Here is a 17,426-nt window from a genome sequence, read left to right on the forward strand (position 1 = left end):
GTCTAATATATAAATAAAAAATAAACGGGGGAAAAGAATTGAACATTTTTGAAAAACTAAGTCCAGAAATAGATCCAAGGGAAATACCAACAGATTCTTTAGCATACTTAGGAGACGCTGTATATAACTTATACATAAAACTATATCTTTTTAAAAAAACATCGGCTTACAATCTTCACAAAGAATCTCAAAAACTTGTTAATAGAAAAACTCAAGCCGCATTACTTGATAAGTTATTGCCTTTTCTTTCCGATGGGGAAAAAACATATGTAAAAAGAGGAATCAACAGCAAAGGTGCTGGTAAATATGGAAATGATCCCGCCTACCGGAAAAGCACAGGGTTTGAAGTGCTAATAGGTTATCTTTATCTTACCAATCAAGAACGTTTAGATTCTTTATTGAAAGGGGTGTTAAAATGAAAAGAAGTGTGATTATTGATGGTTCAGTGATTTACACAAACTATAGTCAGATCATGGGGCAAAGAAAATTTGAATCTTTACTTAAAGATTTTATTGAAATCTTAAAGAAAAAAAATAGCCCACTTCTTGAAACTTTGAATCCTTTTAAAGTAGGGAATGAAATTGATTTGCACAGACTTGTAGAATATTTACATTTGCTTACTATGCGAAATATCAAAGAATTAAGCAACATAATTAATTATGTTAATCCAAAAGAACTTGCCAGATTCATAGAATCGTTTTACTCTTTCTGGAGAAGTAAGCATAGATTTATGGTCAGGAAAGAGAGATACGTAGAAGATTACAACCGTCGTGCAAGTATTGAATATACGATGACCATGATAGGCGATCAATTTAAGGCAGTTGTAAAAAACCTTTATAGACAACTAATCTCCAACGTAACTAATGAATTTCCAAATGTTATGAGACAACTGCCAAGCGGAGCACAGGTAATGTTTTTAGTTGATGATGTAGAAAATGAAAAATTTAAAGATTACCAATGGATGCATAATATCCCAACAATCTGGGGAGCCATTTTTGATCCACCTGCTATATTTTACACAAAATCCAACAAAAGAAGAGGAATAATTCCTATAGTTGAAAAGAACATTCTTGACAGGATTAGTCTTGATCCAAGGGAATGGTATAGATTTCCAATAATGGTTGGCGATTTACTATTTTATAATTTTGTTCACAGAGAATATTTAGCTCACGGGGCAGGACTTGCAAATCTCTTCGAAATAGCCACACCAAAAATTGTTAAAAATACAAAACCTGAAGGCATTGTAATATTTGGCATAAAACCGGAAGACATACCTGATTATGACGAAAGATGGAAAAATGCTGTTGTCTTTAAAGATAACAATTTTTATGTGGGGGTTATTCCAGGAACAAAAGAAAATGATTATTTCGGTTACATGAAAAAAACTACTCTCACTGTTCATAACCTCATTCGTATATCTCAAAATAGACTTCCAATTCATGGCTCAATGGCAAGAATCACTCTGCAATCTGGAAAAAGTGCAGTTGCTATGTTCATAGGAGACAGTGGAGCTGGAAAAAGTGAAACATTAGATGCGCTAAACAGATTGGATGAAGTAGCTGAAGTTGATATTATAATAGATGATATGGGAAGCCTTGATATTGTAAACGGCCAGATAGTTGCTTACGGCACTGAAACAGGCGCTTTTGTAAGGCTCGATGATTTGCCACCGGGATATGCATATCACACTATGGACAGAAGTATTTTCATGAATCCTGATAAAATAAACGCAAGAGTGATAGTTCCTTTCAATAACTATACTGATGTTATCACTCCAACACCAATAGATTTCTTTTTGTATGCAAACAACTATACGGAAGTCAGCAACGATGAAGATAGAATTAAATTTTTCAATTCTCCACAAGAAGCTTTAGAAGTATTTTCTGAAGGTAAGCGAATGGCAAAAGGCACCACAGCAGAAGTTGGAATTACCACTTCTTACTTTGCAAACCCATTTGGAGCTGTTCAAATGAGAAAAAAACATCACGAAATAGCCAAAAAATTCATTGAAAAAATGTTTGAAACAGGAATAAAAGTCGGTGAAATTAGAACAATGCTTGGAATAGCAGGTTATGAAAAAGATGGCACGTTGCTTGCTGCAAAAGCTCTTTTAAAATTAATAGAAAAAAAGGGGGGATAACTGGTGCTTGAACATGGACTAATTCAAGATATTTTAGGTGCTGTCTTAAAACACGGCGGAGATTTTGCAGAAATATTTTTTGAAAAAAAGTATTCAAATCGTTTTGAACTAAAAGATGGTAATCTTGAAACTGCTTCAAGTGATCACACTATTGGTGTTGGAATAAGAGGTTTTTTTGGAAAAAAAGCTATCTATGCGTATACAAATGATTTAACCAGAGAAAATTTATTGTTAGTGGCAAAGCGTGTTGGTGAAGCACTCGGAGAAACAAAATTTGAAAATATGATATTTAACTTCGACAAAAAAGATATAAAAAATAAACACTTCGTGATTTTTTATCCTGAAGATATCCAAAAAAATCTAAAAGTAAACATTATGAAAAAAGCTTATCTTGCTGCTAAAAATTATTCAAAACTAATAACGCAGGTGGCAATATGGTACTGGGAATATGATCAGGAAGTTTTGATTGTAAACTCAGAAGGTACATGGGCAGAAGACAGGAGGGTAAAAACCAGATTAATGATTAATGCCATAGCAGAACACAATGGAAACATGGAACGTGGTTTCTATGGACCAGGTGCCAGTATGGGATACGAATTTTTTGAAAAGATAGATGTAGAGGAAGCTGCAAAAAGAGCCGCAAGAATTGCTGCAAGAATGGTAGATGCTGAACCTGCTCCTGCTGGTAAAATGCCCGTAATTATATCAAATGAATTTGGTGGTGTTATATTTCACGAGGCAGTTGGACACGCACTCGAAGCCACATCAGTAGCAAAAGGCGCCTCGGTATTTGCAGGTAAGCTGGGGGAAAAAGTGGCAGCTGAATGTGTCTCTGCTGTAGACGATGCCACAATTCCAAATGCCTGGGGTTCTGCAAATATCGACGATGAAGGCACCCCAACGAGAAGAAATTTACTTATCGACAAAGGAATACTTGTGGGATATCTCATAGACAAACTTGGAGCACGCCGTATGAATATGGAAAGTACAGGAAGCGCTCGAAGACAGGATTATACCTTTCCACCAACATCGCGCATGAGCAATACTTTTATCTTGCCAGGAGACTATCACCCGGAAGAAATAATTTCAGCAACTGAATATGGACTTTACGCTAAGACTATGGGCGGCGGTTCTGTAAATCCTGGAACCGGAGAGTTTAATTTTGCAGTTAACGAAGCATATCTTATAGAAAAAGGAAGAATAACCAGACCTGTGAAAGGGGCTACACTCATTGGAAAGGGCTATGAAATAATTCAAAAAATAGATATGGTTGGAAACGACATTGCACGTGGACAGGGAGTATGTGGCTCTTTCTCGGGAGCTGTTCCAGCTGATGTTGGACAACCGACAATAAGAGTATCAGAGATAACAGTTGGGGGGCGAAATAAATGAATCTTAAAAATTTCAAAGACAAAGTTTTCAAAATAGCCAGAAAAAAAGGTTTTGAAGCACAAATAGAGTTTCATGAAATAAAAGAATTTTCTGTACGATTTTCAAATGGAGAGCTTGACCAATACACAGATGCAGGAAAATTTTATCTCTCAATAAAAGTTTTAAAAGAAGGAAAAATAGGAAGTTCTTACACAGAAACTATAGAAACTCCTGAAAAATATGTTGAAGAGGCTATTTCAAATTGGGAAATAATCGATTCTAAAGATGAAAATTTCTTTCACGATGGAACTGGAAAATATATTAAAATGGAAACGTACAATGGAGAATTTGAAAAACTTCCAGTAAAAGAAAAATTGGGATTTGTTAAAACAATTTATGAAAGTGCAAAATCGGATCCAAAAATAGTTATGGTACCCCTTGCACTTTACGAAGATTTTGTACAAAGTGTACAGATTTCAAACACATTGGGACTGGAAGTAGAAATGAAAAGCGATGGAGCAAGAGTATTTTCAATGGCTATCACAGCCGACAAAAGTAAACATTCAGGAATATGGGGAACAGTTGCAAAAAAAGTTTCAGAATTAAACCCGGAAAAAATAGGAAAAAAAGCCCGTGATGAAGCACTTGCCATGCTTGGAGCAAAATCTGTTAAATCTGGAAAATATAGAGCTATAATAAGACACACTGCTTTGCAAGATATTTTATCTTTGCTAAATTCCATGGTTTCAGCCGAAAATATACAAAAAAACATGTCACCTTTGAAAGAGAAAATTGGAAAGCAAATAGCAAGTACATGTGTCAATATTTTAGATATGCCCTTCCATCCCTTAAGCATACAAAATAAGCCTTTTGACAGTGAAGGTGTTCCTACAATAGAAAAGGCTGTTATTGAACAGGGAATCCTTAAAACATATTTATATAATCTAAAAACTGCTAAAAAAGATAATACAAAGTCTACTGGAAATGCACACAATGGCGCTATTTCATTCATAAATATGACATTGGTCCCGGGAAACAAATCTTTTGAAGAATTAATTGACGAACTTGACAACGGACTTATCATAATAGGAGTTGATGGGATACACTCTGGAGCCAATCCAATTTCTGGAAATTTCTCATTGGGTGCAAGAGGCTATGAAGTAAAAAACGGGAAACTTTCTGGAGCGGTGGAACAAATAACAATTTCTGCTAATTTTCTTACATTATTAAATAATATAGAAACAGTGGGCAATGACGTGCATGCCGCCCCGTTTAGAGCGGTCATCTGCCCGAGCGTTTTAGTAAATGAAATAGATGTTGCTGGAGAATAAGTCTGTAGTATCTTTCGCGTCTCTATGCAACGAAATTAAATCCAAATTTCAAAGAAAGGAGAGGAGTCATGGTAAGATTTAGTGCTTCTATACTTGCTGCTGATCTTTCTAAACTTGAAAAAGAAATAAAACGTGTAGAACCATACATAGATGAAATCCATCTTGATGTTATGGACGGTCATTTTGTTCCAAATCTCACATTTGCGTACCCAATTTTTGAAGCTGTTAAAAGTTCTACTCAACTTCCAATTGATGTACACCTGATGGTAACAAATCCAGAATTTCATGTGGAAAAGTTTTTACAATTAGGAGTTTCAAGAATCACCGTCCACGTTGAAGCGTGTACTCACCTTCATAGAACGATCTGGCAAATTAAAGAAGTCGGCAGCGAAGCCTTCGTGTCTTTAAATCCAGCAACTCCAGTAAGTCTACTGGAACAAATAATTGGCGATGTTGATGGAGTTCTTGTAATGAGTGTAAATCCTGGCTTTTCCGGACAAAAATTTATAGCAAAGTCGTTAGAAAAAATCAGAAAATTGCATGAGTGGAAAGAAAGATACGGACTCGACTTTTACATAGCTGTCGATGGAGGAATAAATGAATTAACCGCTCATCCAGTTGTAGATGCGGGGGCAAACATACTTGTTATGGGTTACGGCATATTCAAAAACGATAATTTAAAAGCTTTAAGCGATAATTTCAGAAAATAAGGTGTTTATTAATGATAACTGGTATTGTATCACCATACTCATTTGAAGGCTCTGTGCTAAAAATTGAACTTGCAGTAAAACACGCCAGAAGTCTTGGCGCTAAAACGTTGTTTTTATGCGATACAAACTTTCACGGTACAGTTGAATTCATTAAAAGCTGCAAAAAATACAATATTAATCCAATAATTGGTTTGAGATTAAAAGATAAAGTTCTTTATGCAAGAAATACTGAAGAATTTTATCAGCTTATAAATGCTTATAATAGAAACGATTTTAAAAATTTAAAACTTCCTGAAATCCCACTTGAAGAAATAAAACTCGTATACCATCTCCCAGGTCAAAAAGCGGCATACGAGTTTTTTGCACGCTATTTTGGCAAAGAACCTGTTAAAAATGCAGAATTTAACTCTTACAAAGATGCTCTGGAATGTAAAGGATATAATTTATATTCTTCTCAAAAACTTCCAGGCGCTCCAAAAGACTTTTTTAAGGTGCTGGAAACAAACATTAAATCATATGAAAGAGAAAGATTTGAAAGAGAAAAAGCTCTTATAATAAAATTGGGGTTTGTAGATTACTTTTATACAATCTTCGACATTGTTACCACTGCTCGCAAACTGGGAATAAAAGTTGGTCCAGGACGTGGAAGCGCAGTAGGATCATTTATTGCTTACAAGCTTGGAATAACAGAAATTAATCCTTTAAAATATAACCTTATGTTTGAGCGATTTTTAAATGAAGGTAGAAAAGAGCTTCCAGACATAGACTTAGATATAGAAGATGAAAGAAGAAAAGAATTAATTGAACAACTACGTGAAAAATATCGTTATGTGTATCATATAACCACTTATTCAAACGCAGGAGAAAAATTCATTAAAAAAATAGTTTCAGAAAACAACATCCCCAGAAAAATTGCAGAGTACATTTTGGGACTTCCCCTGCATAAAAGTATTCACGCCGCCGGAATAATCATATCCACAGTTCCTCTAAATGCTCCTGTAATTTCAGGGGAATATACACTTGAATGGGATATGAACTCTCTTCAGCAATGTGGGTTCGTAAAAATAGATATTTTAGGGTTAAAGACATTATCTATTCTTTCAAAACTTGAAAAAAAATTCGGAAGAATTAAAAACCTTGATGATAAAAATGTCTATAAAAAAATTTCAACTGGGGAAACCACAGGAATTTTCCAACTTGATAGCACTATTGCACGAAAAATTTCACGACGCATAAAACCAAAAAGTCTGGAAGAATTAGCTGTGGTGTTATCACTAAACAGACCTGGACCCCTAAAAAGCGGGTTAGACAAACAATATGTTTTGTCTAAAAAAAACACTAATTCAACCCTATCCAATATTTTTGATGAGACCAGAGGAGTGCTTATATATCAAGAACAAATAATGAGAATTGCAATGAATTTAGCAAATTTTTCAGCTGAAGAAGCTGATGCGCTTCGAAAAGCTGTTTCAAAAAAAGATAAAGAACTTATGAACAGTCTGATCAAAAAATTGAGAATAAATCTTTCACAGAAAATGGAAAAGGAAGAAGTTAATAATCTTATAAAAACTATATATGATTTTTCAGAATACGCTTTTAACAAGTCACACGCCGTAGCATATTCTCATATTTCATATTTTCTCTCGTATTTCAAGTTATATTTTCCCAAAGATTTTTTCAGAGTTCTTATAAGTTATGATAGTCAAAAAATAGCTGCCTCAATTTACGAACTACAGGCACTTGGATATAAAATATTACTACCAAACATCAATAATAAGAAAGAAAACGAAAATGAATTCATAATACCACTTTCGTGCATATCAGGCATTGGAAAAAATACAGAAGAACAAATCAGGAAATCTGCTCCCTATACTTCTTTTGAAAATTTCGTTGAAAAGAATAAAACACTACATTATTCCACAATTGAAGCTCTTATAAAAGCCGGGGCTTTTGATGATTTCTCCTCCAGCAGGAGAAAATTACTTAAAAAGTTAAAAGATTTTCGAGTAGGTATAAACCCACAACTTCTTGACATATCAAGTAAATTGTTTGGAAAGAAACTCGAACATGATATAAAAATTGAAAAAGAATGGGAAAAAGCGGATATGGAAAATAGTGTTTTAGGTGTCCCTATAACAAAGCCTGTAGAAAACGTTGAAAACAATTTATCACCTTACTGTGTAGCTTTTTCTCGCCAGCAAAAACTGGCTACTCACATTGTTGTAAAAGGCGGATATGCCACAGACGGTATCTCAGTATTCAAGATAACAGTACCTGATGGGAAATATACATACGTTTACGAAAAAAATCTCACAATATATGAAGGCTTTAAAAAAGTCGAATATATTTTAAAAGAATTTTTGTCGGAAAATGATCTGGAACGCGGTGGAAAAATGGAAAGCGTAAAATTTAAATATAATCGGAAAAAATATGCAGTTTTAAAATCAAGGCCTGTGCTTGATGAATATACAATAAACATTGTTTAAACAGGGAGGAAAAACATTGTATATAAACGACAAATTATGTAAAAATTGCAAAGGCAAATGTTGCAAATATTTCCCAGGCGTTACACTTCCAGAAGATTTTGGAGCAAATATAAACAAAGAAACATTTTACAATGAGCTTGTAAAGGCTTTTAAATCAGGGAAATGGGCAATAGACTGGATAGATAGAAAAAAAGATATGTACTTTATAAGGCCTGCCATAAAAGGTTTTGAAGGTTGGCTGTTTGACCACAGATTATCCGGTGAATGTTCATTTCTCACACCAGATGGTTGTGAACTTGATCCATCACACAGGCCATCGGGTTGTTTGTTACTTGAACCTAAAAAAGATGGCATCTGCTTACCTCACCTTACCACAGAGGAAGCTGCAAAATTCTGGAAAAATTACATAGATATTATAATGGAAGCAGCAATAGAAGCTGAGAAAATAGATTTTGAATTTTGAAAGAGTTTACAAAGATAAAATATCCAATTTGCATCTTTCTATACTCGTAATTGTAGCTTCTTTATCTGTGTTATATTCTATTTCAAAAAGGTACACTCCTTTCTTTTCAAAAATGTATGGAATGATTTTTTTGTCGATATCTGATAAATTTTCATTATTCAATCTGGAACGTTTTACCCACCGCAATTCACCTTCGGCTGAATGATTTACTCTATCTTTTTTTATTTTATCTTTAAAAATAAACAAAATCCAGTTATAATGTTCAGGTCCAATTTCTGTGGTGACTACTTTAATTTCTGGGGAATTAAGTTTTAAACCAGTCTCTTCAAAAAACTCTCTAAAAACAGCTGAGTAAACTTTTTCGCCTGGTTCAACTTTCCCACCAGGTGGGACTAATTTTCCGGCAAAAGGTTCTTTTTTCCTTTCTAAAAGTAAAACCTCATCAAACTCGTTCACGGCGTAACAAATAACTGCAAGTTTCTGTCTTAATGATTTTTGCAGCTCTTTAATATTATTTATAGGTTTCAAGCTACCTCCTCCTTTTAAGTTTTTAATAGTTGCGTATATTAATTTTACCATTTACATTTTACCAACCTCGCTAACCTCGCCAAATAGAAGATTCCTCACCCTTCGGGTTCGGAATGACAAAAAAAGAATGTCATCCCGAGGAACGAAGTGACGAGGGATCTTACTTTTTTGTCATCCTGAGCGCAGCGAAGGATCTTATTTTACTAACACTCGCTAACCTCGCTAATTACAAGATTCCTCGTCGCATACGCTCCTCGGAATGACAAAAAAGGAAATGCTAACACTCGCCAGATTCATGACAGAGGTTCAATTAAATCTACTATTTGCAATTTGAATGTATAAAATGATAAAATATTTACAGGCAAAATAAGTAAAAAACTGGTTTATTATTGAATTTTCGGGGGGGTGAAATCATGACGGTAAATGAATTATTAGGTATAGCGTTAAAAATTGAAGGAATGGGATACTCTTATTACTCCAGATTAGCATCAAATGCAACAGGTGAAATAAAAAAGTTGTTTGAAGAGCTTGCTATTCAGGAAAGAGAACATGCAAAAAAGTTTGAAGAATTATTGAAAAACTATGGAGAAAGCAATCAAAATGATTGGTTTTATGAAGAAGTAACTGGATATGCCACAGCTTATGCTGAAGAATTGATTCTTTCAAAACTTGAAAATACAGAAATTCCAGAACATTTCAAAGATGCAGTGAAAAAGGCGATTGATGTTGAAAAAGATTCTATATTGTTTTACACAGAAATAAAAGCCCTTGTTCCAGATAAAGAGGCACTGGAAAATGTCATAAACGAAGAAAAAAGACACTTAAACACTCTTGTTGAAAAATTAAGGGATTATGACAGTTTTGACATGTTCAGTGAAGGAAGTAAAATTTAGTTTCGATAATATATGTCTGAGAAAATTTTACATATTCCATATGATTACAGGGGAACTTTCATAAAAAGGTTAAATAAATTTGTGGGAGTAGTAAGCATTAATAACAAAGAAGAATTAGTGCATATTCATGATCCTGGAAGACTTCAGGAACTTTTATTTCCGGGAAATTATGTAGTTGTAAAACATATTAACAATTCTAAAAGAAAAACAAAATATGACCTGGTTGCTGCAGTTAAAGAAAAAAACTGGATAATTGTAAATTCATCATATCATAGAAAAATAGCTGAATACATTTTAAACTCCCCAAAAATTTCACCTTTAAAAAAAATAAAATTTGTAAAAGCTGAACAGATGTTTGGAAACAGTAGGTTGGATTTTTATGTTGAAACAGACAGTAAAAAGATCTGGATAGAAGTTAAAGGGTGTACACTTTCCAGAGACAAAATAGCTCTTTTTCCAGACGCTCCTACCAGACGAGGAACCAAGCATATTGAAGAACTTATACATGCTAAATCTTCAGGGTTTTCAGCAGCTCTTTTAATACTAATTTTTGCTCCAGCCAGATGCTTTAAACCCAACATCGAAACTGACAGAAGATTTGCAGAAACATTTGTTAATGCATTAGATAATGGAATAGAAGTGTACGCAATTCAACTGGAATATCAGATTAAAACCCAGAATCTTATGTTTAAAACCTTCCTGCCTCTTTGTTTATAATCTATGATTATAACTCACCTCATTATGTTACTATTTATTTACGAATATCCGATAAGTTAAGTAACACGAAACAATTTTGGTAACTTTTTAGTAACCTAAATTTTCCCACATCTTTTCAAATGTGAAGTATTTTTAATTGATTTTTGCGTCCTTTATAATATACTTAATTTAGTAACTAAAGGTAGGTGAAAGTTTTGTTTGAAGGGCTTCAGGAAAAACTTTCCCGAGCATTTAAAGTATTATCTGGAAAAGGGAAAATAACAGAAAAAAACATTCAAGAAGCTATAAAAATTGTTAAACTTTCGCTTCTTGAAGCAGATGTAAATTATAAAGTTGTCAAAAAATTCATCGAAGATGTAAAGAGAATTGCTTTAGGTGAAGAGGTTCTTCGCTCATTAACACCAGATCAAATGTTTATAAAAATAGTAAAAGATGAGCTTATAAAAATCATGGGAGAAAAAGCTCCTCTGAAGATTGTTCACAACCCATCGTACATAATGTTAGTTGGTTTACAGGGTAGCGGTAAAACCACAACTGTAGCAAAATTAGCTAACTTTTTAAAAAGAAAAGGCAAAAATCCTATTCTTATTGCAGCAGATACGTACAGACCGGCCGCTATTGATCAACTTATAACCCTTGGGAACAAAATAAGCGTACCTGTTTTTACCGGTGATCGAAAAAATCCAGTAAAAATCGTCAAAAAAGCCGTTGAATCTGTTAAAAATAGTGGATACGACGTAGTTATACTCGATACAGCTGGACGACTACATATAGACGATGAAATGATGAAAGAGCTTGAAGAAATTAAATCCTTAACAAACCCTGACGAAATCCTTTTTGTAGTGGATGCTATGGCAGGGCAGGATGCTGTAAACTCTGCTAAAACTTTTAATCAAAGATTAGATGTTTCAGGTTTCGTTATAACCAAGATGGATGGAGATGCTCGCGGTGGTGTAATACTTTCAATAAGATATGTTACAAATAAACCTGTTAAATTTATAGGTGTAGGCGAAAAAATAGAAGATTTTGAAGAATTTTATCCAGATAGAATCGCCGGAAGAATTCTCGGGCTTGGAGATGTATTAACCCTTATTGAAAAAGCTGAAAAAGAACTCGATCAGGAAAAAATTAAAAAATTGGGTTCTAAATTCATAAGGGCAGAATTCACTCTGGAAGATTTTCGCGAGCAAATCAAAGAAATTAAAAAATTGGGTTCTCTGTCAAAGATAGTTGAAATGTTACCAGGGGCTCCCAAAGTAGACGTTGTAGCAGGCGAAAAAGAACTAAAAAGAATCGAAGCTATAATTAATTCTATGACTCCAGAAGAACGGAATAACCCAAAAATACTTAACGCAAGTAGAAAAAAACGAATAGCAACCGGAAGTGGAACAACCGTTCAAGATATAAACAAACTTCTCAAAAATTATGAAGATATGAAGAAAATGATGAAAATGTTTAAGAAGGGAAAATTGCCTTTTGGAATCAGGGGATTAAAATTTTAACTATTCCATAATAAATTAAAACCGGAGGTGTTAGTGTGGTAAGGATTCGACTTACACGTATGGGAAAGAAAAAGCAACCCTTTTACAGAATCGTAGTTGTAGATCAAAAAAAGAGGAGAGATGGTGCCTATATAGAAAGCCTGGGGTATTACAATCCTATTAAAGATCCTTACATTCTTGAAGTAAACGTTGAAAAAGCGGTAGAGTGGATATTGAAAGGTGCACAGCCAAGTGAAACCGTTAGAAAATTATTAAGTAAAGTGGGCGTGTTTTCAAAAGTTGACGAATTAAAGAGACAAAAGAAGGAGGATAATTAATGAAGGAGCTCCTTGAGTACATACTCAAGGGAATTGTGAAACATCCCAACGAGGTTGTTGTTATGGAATTCACTGAAGATGGAAAAAAGGTTTTCGAAATTTCTGTCAATTCTGAAGACGTAGGACAGGTCATTGGAAAAGATGGAAGAACTATCAAGTCAATTAAAATATTGTTGTCATCTGTTAGTGATGAAAGTAATTTCATTCTGAAGGTGGTAAGATGATTAAAACCCTTCAGGAGCTCTTGAGTGAAAAAATAGCCGTCGGAATTATAGGTAAAACTCATGGGCTCAATGGAGAACTAAAGCTACATCCATTTACTAACGTTCTTGAAATTATAGAAAATTTAAAAGAAGTAGTTTTATACAACGAAAAACAAAAAAAGTTCTTTGTTGCAAAAATAACTTCAATAAGAAAGGCCAACAAATTTTACCTCATAAAGCTTGAAGGCATAAATAACATAGAAAACGCAAAAGCCCTTTCAGGAAGCAAAATTTATATTGATGAAAAAGAGCTCCCAGAAATAAAGGAAAACGAATATTATTTTTATGAAATTATTGGCTGTAAGGTATTTGACGAAAATGAAAAAGAAGTGGGTATTGTAGAGGAAATTCTTCAAACAGGAAGCAACGATGTGTTTGTTGTAAAAAATGAAAAAGAGGAAATTTTAATACCTGTAACTGAGGAATACGTAAAAAGCATTGATAAAAAAGAAAAGTTAATAAAAATTAAACTCCCGGAGTGGTTGGATTGAAAATAGGGGTACTGACGATTTTTCCAGAAATGGTAAAAGTCATTAAAGAATATGGAGTAATCGCACAGGCTGTAAAAAATCGAGTAATAGATATCGAAATATTCAATCTAAGGGATTATACTACTGATAAACACAAAACAGTCGATGATTATCCCTATGGTGGCGGTCCGGGAATGGTAATGAAAGTGGAACCTTTTTATAGATTTTACGATGAGTACGTCAAAAAACACAGTAAACCATATATTATATTAACCTCTCCTCAAGGAGAGACTCTAAACAACAATGTTTTAAAAGAATTAAGCGTCCAGAAAAATATAGTAATCATTTGCGGTAGATACGAGGGTGTAGACGAACGCATAATGCAAATAGTTGATAAAGAAATATCAATCGGAGACTATGTATTAACTGGTGGAGAACTTCCTGCAATGGTAATACTGGATGCACTTTCAAGGTTTGTTCCAGGAACTGTGGATGAAGAGTCAGTAAAAAATGATTCTTTCTATAATGATATTCTTGATCATCCACATTATACTCGTCCGAGAAATTTTAGAGGATTAAAAGTTCCGGAAGTGTTATTCTCCGGTAATCACAGTAAAATAGAATTATGGAGAAGAAAAATGGCCTTAAAAAAAACTATTGAAAAACGTCCAGATTTGTTTTTAAAGAAAGAATTTGATATCACAGACAAAAAAGCCTTGTTAGAATTATTCAGGGAGTTGATTAAAAATGCTCAATAAAATATATGTTGCACTAATCCACTATCCTATCCTTGGAAGAGACGGAAAAATAATATCTACAGCGGTTACAAACCTTGACATTCATGACATTGCAAGAACAAGTCGTACATATAAAATCAAAAAGTATTTCGTGGTTACAAATTTACCAGCTCAGCAGGATATTGTAAAAAAAGTTCTTCACTACTGGCGTGAAGATTTTGGTGCACAGTATAATCCAAGTAGATCCGAAGCATTGTCTCTGGTTGAATTAAAATCTTATTATGAGGATGTAATTGATGAAATTGTTAAAAACGAAGGTGAACATCCCATTATAATGTTCACTTCCGCAAAATGGCGAGATAATACAATTACGTTTGAAAAAGGGAAAGAGATTATTCTCGAAACTAAAAAACCTGTGTTAATTTTATTCGGCACAGGTTGGGGAATGCCAGATGAAATATTATCAAAATGTGATTATGCGTTAGAACCTGTACGGGGAAAAAGTGATTTTAACCATTTATCTGTGCGCGCTGCTGTTGCTATAATCCTTGACAGATTAATAGGAGAAAATATATAAAGGAGGGAACTAACATGAGTATGGACAACCTTGTCAGAATCATAGAAAAGGATCAGTTCAAAGAAGTACCTGATTTCAGGCCCGGCGATACTGTAAGAGTTTACGTAAAATTCAAAGAAGGAAACAAAGAAAGAATACAGGCATTTGAAGGAATTGTAATTTCAAAAAGAGGCTCAGGTATCAGCAAAACATTCACTGTAAGAAGAATCGGCGCAGCTGGTGTCGGCGTTGAGAGAATTTTCCCGCTTTACGCTCCAGTTATCCAAAAAATAGAAGTTGTAAGGCGAGGTAAAGTGAGAAGAGCAAAACTTTATTACATAAGAAATATTCGCGGAAAGGTGAAAATTAAAGAGAGAAGGTAAAATAGATGAAAAAATCTCCTAAAGAAATAATCTGGGAAACTGTTAAAACCTTTCTTTATGCAATAGTCGCGGCAACCATAGTAAGGCTATTTGTCTTCGAAACCATGCTGGTCCCCACAGGTTCCATGATACCTACGATAAATATCGGGGACCGTCTTTTTATTGAAAAAATCACCTATCAAGCAAGAGAACCTGAAATTGGTGAAATAGTTGTCTTCTGGACACCTTTCCGCGATGAACGGGCCGAAAGAATGCTCAGGCCTTTTGACAAATTTATGGATGTTTTTTCACCAAAGGAATTTAGAGGTCATGTGAAATATGTAAAACGACTGGTTGGAAAAGAGGGAGACGTATTAACTTTAAAATTAATCAATGGAAAATGGAAATTATTTGTCAATGGTAAAATACCAGAGAACTTAAAAAACGTAAGTTACCAGCTTGATGGAATATTTAAATATCCAGATTTCTGGAAATATTTAGATGAGGCCAGTAGACTCAGAAAAAATCCTGCAAAATACAAAAATTATCTTTACACCCTTAGCTTAAAGAAAGGCAGCCGTCTGGCAAATCTTGTCTTTGGAATAATCGGAGGATTAGATCCAGTACCTTACGGTATCCCCTATCATGAATATGTGGATAAATATTTGAAAGATATCAATATTTCCGATTACGTCTGGGAAAAAGATGGACAGGTTTATGTAAAAATCCCAAAAGGATTTTACTTTTTTATGGGAGACAACTCTTCTGAAAGCCTTGATAGCAGATTTTTCGGTTTTGTTCCAAAAGAAGCTGTCATAGGAAGACCCATACTCAGAATATGGCCCCTGAAAAAATTCGGACCAGTTCAACCTTTGATAAATAACAATTAAAATCAAAATAATTTCTTATAAAGTCAAAAACCTGGCTTTGGTGACAACAAGCCAGGTTTTTAACTTTGTTATTAATGCCTGTCTTACCCTCTTTTCAGATTGTATTTGTAAACCTTTTTAACTTATAGTTTTATATCCTACTTGATTTTTTCCACGCAGTTTTGCTTCATATAACAATTTGTCTGCTTGGTCTATTAATTTTGAAAGGGTTATACCATCATCTGGATATATTGAAATTCCTATACATATACCAAGTTCTAAAACCTTTCCTTCCACTTTCATTGCCCTGTTTACATTTTCACGAATACGTTTTGCAACCATTAAAGCCTCTTCTTCTTTATCTATTTCTGGAATTATAATTAAAAATTCGTCTCCCCCATACCTGATCAAAATTGTATCTTTTCTCACTGATTCTTTCAGTCTCTTAGCTACAATCTCAAGAACTTTATCTCCGATTAAATGCCCATAAGTATCATTAACCTTTTTAAACCCATCAAGATCCGCCATCAAAACCGCTAATTTTTTACCTGTCAGAAATTTTACTTCATCAAATTCTTTTAGCAATCTTTTCAAAAAAGTTCTATTTGCAAGTTTCGTTAATTCATCGAGTTCAGCTTTTTCCTGCCAGAGTATCGTTTCTTTTCTATACTTTGTAATTTCATTGATTATACAAATTATGCTTTTAAATTTTTCTGTTTCACCCACAACAGGAATTCTCCACTCTCCGTACCATTTATTTTCGCCGGAAAAGTTAACGCAATACTCAAAATATACGCTGTTACCAGTTTTGAGCGCTTTTTCATCAGCTTTTATGCTTTTTTCTATATAATCTTTTTCTTTAAAAATTTCTGAATCTTTGTAACCTATTATCTCCCCACGAACTTTCCCTGCAAACATTGAAAACGCATCATTAATATAAATATATTTAAGTTGAGAATTTTTTAACGCCACTGGCTGTGGAAGTGATAAAACAAGCGTCTCCAGCTGTTTTCTTTCATTTTCTATTCTCAAAACCATTTCTTTTCTTTCTGCCTCTGCTTTTCCTGTAAAAAATATAAGTATTCCAAGCAAAATAAAACTCCCTACAAAAAATGTAATGGTAAACCTAAAAATGGTAGATGTTAACTCCTTGAATCTGTTTTTCATATAATACTCATATACACCTGTTCCTATAATCCAGTCCCACGGTTTAAACACTTCAATTGCACTTATCTTTTCTTCAACAAGTTTTGTCTCATACACATACCATCTATACTCTACAAAAGTTTCACCATTTTTAGCTGCTTCAACAATCTCACTTATCGTAGAACGCGCAACGGGATCATTTATCTCCTCCAGTGGCTTGTTTTTCAAAGAAGTATAATATGGATGAGCTATCAATTCTCCATTTAAATTCACTATCCAGAAATAATCACGGTTTTCGTAACCATACCGAAGCTTTTCTATTTCTGATATAGCCATCTCCATTGCTCGTTGTTTTGAAAGTTCCCCTGATTTGTAACGTCTGTAATAATCATCCACTATTTTCGTTGCTATTTGCAGTTCTACTTTTGTTCTCTCAAGTAGTTCTTGAAATGCTATATTTTTCATTCCTGGAATGATATACAAAAAAATATAAGACACAAACATTAAAAACAAAATTATTCCTATTAAAGCTGGTAACCATATCCTGAGTTTCATTTTTTCACCC

19 protein-coding genes are annotated in these 17,426 nt (G+C 33.9%); 17 read left to right on the plus strand and 2 right to left on the minus strand.

Features of this window, described 5'->3' with window-relative positions; all coding sequences use genetic code 11:
- Positions 1-38 precede the first annotated feature (38 nt).
- From JYK00_RS08395 to JYK00_RS08425, 7 genes are all read left to right on the plus strand, one after another.
- The gene (locus JYK00_RS08395; protein WP_207566456.1) at positions 39-419 is read left to right on the plus strand and encodes a Mini-ribonuclease 3; all 381 of its coding nucleotides are present in this window, start codon (positions 39-41) and stop codon (positions 417-419) included.
- Complete coding sequence (locus JYK00_RS08400) at positions 416-2,140, plus strand: phosphoenolpyruvate carboxykinase (ATP) (RefSeq protein ID WP_207566457.1); 1,725 nt, start codon at positions 416-418, stop codon at positions 2,138-2,140. Before JYK00_RS08395 ends, JYK00_RS08400 begins: the two co-directional genes overlap by 4 nt.
- Positions 2,141-2,143: 3 nt before the next feature.
- Positions 2,144-3,532, plus strand: coding sequence for a TldD/PmbA family protein (locus JYK00_RS08405; protein WP_207566458.1), 1,389 nt, complete (start codon positions 2,144-2,146; stop codon positions 3,530-3,532).
- The gene (locus JYK00_RS08410; RefSeq protein WP_207566459.1) at positions 3,529-4,842 is read left to right on the plus strand and encodes a TldD/PmbA family protein; all 1,314 of its coding nucleotides are present in this window, start codon (positions 3,529-3,531) and stop codon (positions 4,840-4,842) included. Before JYK00_RS08405 ends, JYK00_RS08410 begins: the two co-directional genes overlap by 4 nt.
- A 68-nt stretch (positions 4,843-4,910) precedes the next feature.
- Entirely contained in the window at positions 4,911-5,552 is a 642-nt protein-coding gene (gene rpe / locus JYK00_RS08415; protein ID WP_207566460.1) for a ribulose-phosphate 3-epimerase, read from the plus strand.
- An 11-nt stretch (positions 5,553-5,563) separates the two neighbouring features.
- On the plus strand, positions 5,564-8,038 hold the full coding sequence (locus JYK00_RS08420) for a helix-hairpin-helix domain-containing protein (protein WP_207566461.1): 2,475 nt from the start codon (positions 5,564-5,566) through the stop codon (positions 8,036-8,038).
- A gap of 16 nt (positions 8,039-8,054) precedes the next feature.
- Entirely contained in the window at positions 8,055-8,501 is a 447-nt protein-coding gene (locus JYK00_RS08425; RefSeq protein WP_207566462.1) for a hypothetical protein, read from the plus strand.
- 6 nt (positions 8,502-8,507) lie between these two features.
- Here JYK00_RS08425 and JYK00_RS08430 read toward each other — a convergent pair whose 3' ends face one another.
- On the minus strand, positions 8,508-9,029 hold the full coding sequence (locus tag JYK00_RS08430) for an NUDIX domain-containing protein (protein WP_228288150.1): 522 nt from the start codon (positions 9,027-9,029) through the stop codon (positions 8,508-8,510).
- A 413-nt stretch (positions 9,030-9,442) separates the two neighbouring features.
- Here JYK00_RS08430 and JYK00_RS08435 point away from each other — a divergent pair, with 413 nt between their 5' ends.
- The 10 genes from JYK00_RS08435 (at position 9,443) to lepB (ending at position 15,736) form a co-directional block, all read left to right on the plus strand.
- Positions 9,443-9,922 (plus strand): ferritin family protein, encoded by a 480-nt coding sequence (locus JYK00_RS08435; protein WP_207566464.1) that lies wholly within the window; start codon positions 9,443-9,445, stop codon positions 9,920-9,922.
- Between the two features lie 12 nt (positions 9,923-9,934).
- The gene (sfsA, locus tag JYK00_RS08440; protein ID WP_207566465.1) at positions 9,935-10,639 is read left to right on the plus strand and encodes a DNA/RNA nuclease SfsA; all 705 of its coding nucleotides are present in this window, start codon (positions 9,935-9,937) and stop codon (positions 10,637-10,639) included.
- A 194-nt stretch (positions 10,640-10,833) separates the two neighbouring features.
- Entirely contained in the window at positions 10,834-12,141 is a 1,308-nt protein-coding gene (ffh, locus tag JYK00_RS08445; RefSeq protein ID WP_207566466.1) for a signal recognition particle protein, read from the plus strand.
- 35 nt (positions 12,142-12,176) lie between these two features.
- Complete coding sequence (rpsP, locus tag JYK00_RS08450; protein ID WP_207566467.1) at positions 12,177-12,458, plus strand: 30S ribosomal protein S16; 282 nt, start codon at positions 12,177-12,179, stop codon at positions 12,456-12,458.
- Positions 12,458-12,682: a KH domain-containing protein gene (locus tag JYK00_RS08455; RefSeq protein WP_207566468.1), complete on the plus strand. Its 225-nt coding sequence runs from the start codon at positions 12,458-12,460 to the stop codon at positions 12,680-12,682. Before rpsP ends, JYK00_RS08455 begins: the two co-directional genes overlap by 1 nt.
- Positions 12,679-13,212 (plus strand): ribosome maturation factor RimM, encoded by a 534-nt coding sequence (rimM, locus tag JYK00_RS08460; protein WP_207566469.1) that lies wholly within the window; start codon positions 12,679-12,681, stop codon positions 13,210-13,212. The genes JYK00_RS08455 and rimM overlap by 4 nt, the downstream gene beginning before the upstream one ends.
- Positions 13,209-13,949 carry a tRNA (guanosine(37)-N1)-methyltransferase TrmD gene (trmD, locus tag JYK00_RS08465; RefSeq protein ID WP_207566470.1) on the plus strand — a complete coding sequence of 247 codons (741 nt, stop codon included), beginning with the start codon at positions 13,209-13,211 and terminating at the stop codon, positions 13,947-13,949. Before rimM ends, trmD begins: the two co-directional genes overlap by 4 nt.
- Complete coding sequence (locus tag JYK00_RS08470; RefSeq protein WP_207566471.1) at positions 13,939-14,505, plus strand: RNA methyltransferase; 567 nt, start codon at positions 13,939-13,941, stop codon at positions 14,503-14,505. The genes trmD and JYK00_RS08470 overlap by 11 nt, the downstream gene beginning before the upstream one ends.
- A 14-nt stretch (positions 14,506-14,519) precedes the next feature.
- The gene (gene rplS / locus JYK00_RS08475; protein ID WP_207566472.1) at positions 14,520-14,867 is read left to right on the plus strand and encodes a 50S ribosomal protein L19; all 348 of its coding nucleotides are present in this window, start codon (positions 14,520-14,522) and stop codon (positions 14,865-14,867) included.
- Between the two features lie 5 nt (positions 14,868-14,872).
- Positions 14,873-15,736, plus strand: a complete 864-nt coding sequence (gene lepB, locus JYK00_RS08480) for a signal peptidase I (RefSeq protein WP_207566473.1) — start codon at positions 14,873-14,875, stop codon at positions 15,734-15,736.
- Between the two features lie 117 nt (positions 15,737-15,853).
- Here the strand turns inward: lepB and JYK00_RS08485 are convergent, their stop codons facing one another.
- The gene (locus tag JYK00_RS08485; RefSeq protein ID WP_207566474.1) at positions 15,854-17,416 is read right to left on the minus strand and encodes a diguanylate cyclase; all 1,563 of its coding nucleotides are present in this window, start codon (positions 17,414-17,416) and stop codon (positions 15,854-15,856) included.
- Positions 17,417-17,426: the final 10 nt, after the last annotated feature.

Origin of the sequence: Thermosipho ferrireducens (assembly GCF_017358165.1) — a bacterium.
GTDB classification, from domain to species: Bacteria; Thermotogota; Thermotogae; order Thermotogales; family Fervidobacteriaceae; genus Thermosipho_B; species Thermosipho_B ferrireducens.

What these genes read in the sequence shown, in the direction of transcription:
- JYK00_RS08400 (WP_207566457.1), top strand. Translation starts at nt 416, where the DNA reads ATGAAAAGAAGTGTGATTATTGATGGTTCAGTGATTTACACAAACTAT.
- rimM (WP_207566469.1), top strand. Translation starts at nt 12,679, where the DNA reads ATGATTAAAACCCTTCAGGAGCTCTTGAGTGAAAAAATAGCCGTCGGA.
- JYK00_RS08470 (WP_207566471.1), top strand. Translation starts at nt 13,939, where the DNA reads ATGCTCAATAAAATATATGTTGCACTAATCCACTATCCTATCCTTGGA.
- JYK00_RS08435 (WP_207566464.1), top strand. Translation starts at nt 9,443, where the DNA reads ATGACGGTAAATGAATTATTAGGTATAGCGTTAAAAATTGAAGGAATG.
- sfsA (WP_207566465.1), top strand. Translation starts at nt 9,935, where the DNA reads ATGTCTGAGAAAATTTTACATATTCCATATGATTACAGGGGAACTTTC.
- JYK00_RS08455 (WP_207566468.1), top strand. Translation starts at nt 12,458, where the DNA reads ATGAAGGAGCTCCTTGAGTACATACTCAAGGGAATTGTGAAACATCCC.
- rplS (WP_207566472.1), top strand. Translation starts at nt 14,520, where the DNA reads ATGAGTATGGACAACCTTGTCAGAATCATAGAAAAGGATCAGTTCAAA.
- lepB (WP_207566473.1), top strand. Translation starts at nt 14,873, where the DNA reads ATGAAAAAATCTCCTAAAGAAATAATCTGGGAAACTGTTAAAACCTTT.
- JYK00_RS08410 (WP_207566459.1), top strand. Translation starts at nt 3,529, where the DNA reads ATGAATCTTAAAAATTTCAAAGACAAAGTTTTCAAAATAGCCAGAAAA.
- rpe (WP_207566460.1), top strand. Translation starts at nt 4,911, where the DNA reads ATGGTAAGATTTAGTGCTTCTATACTTGCTGCTGATCTTTCTAAACTT.
- JYK00_RS08420 (WP_207566461.1), top strand. Translation starts at nt 5,564, where the DNA reads ATGATAACTGGTATTGTATCACCATACTCATTTGAAGGCTCTGTGCTA.
- JYK00_RS08485 (WP_207566474.1), bottom strand. Translation starts at nt 17,416, where the DNA reads ATGAAACTCAGGATATGGTTACCAGCTTTAATAGGAATAATTTTGTTT.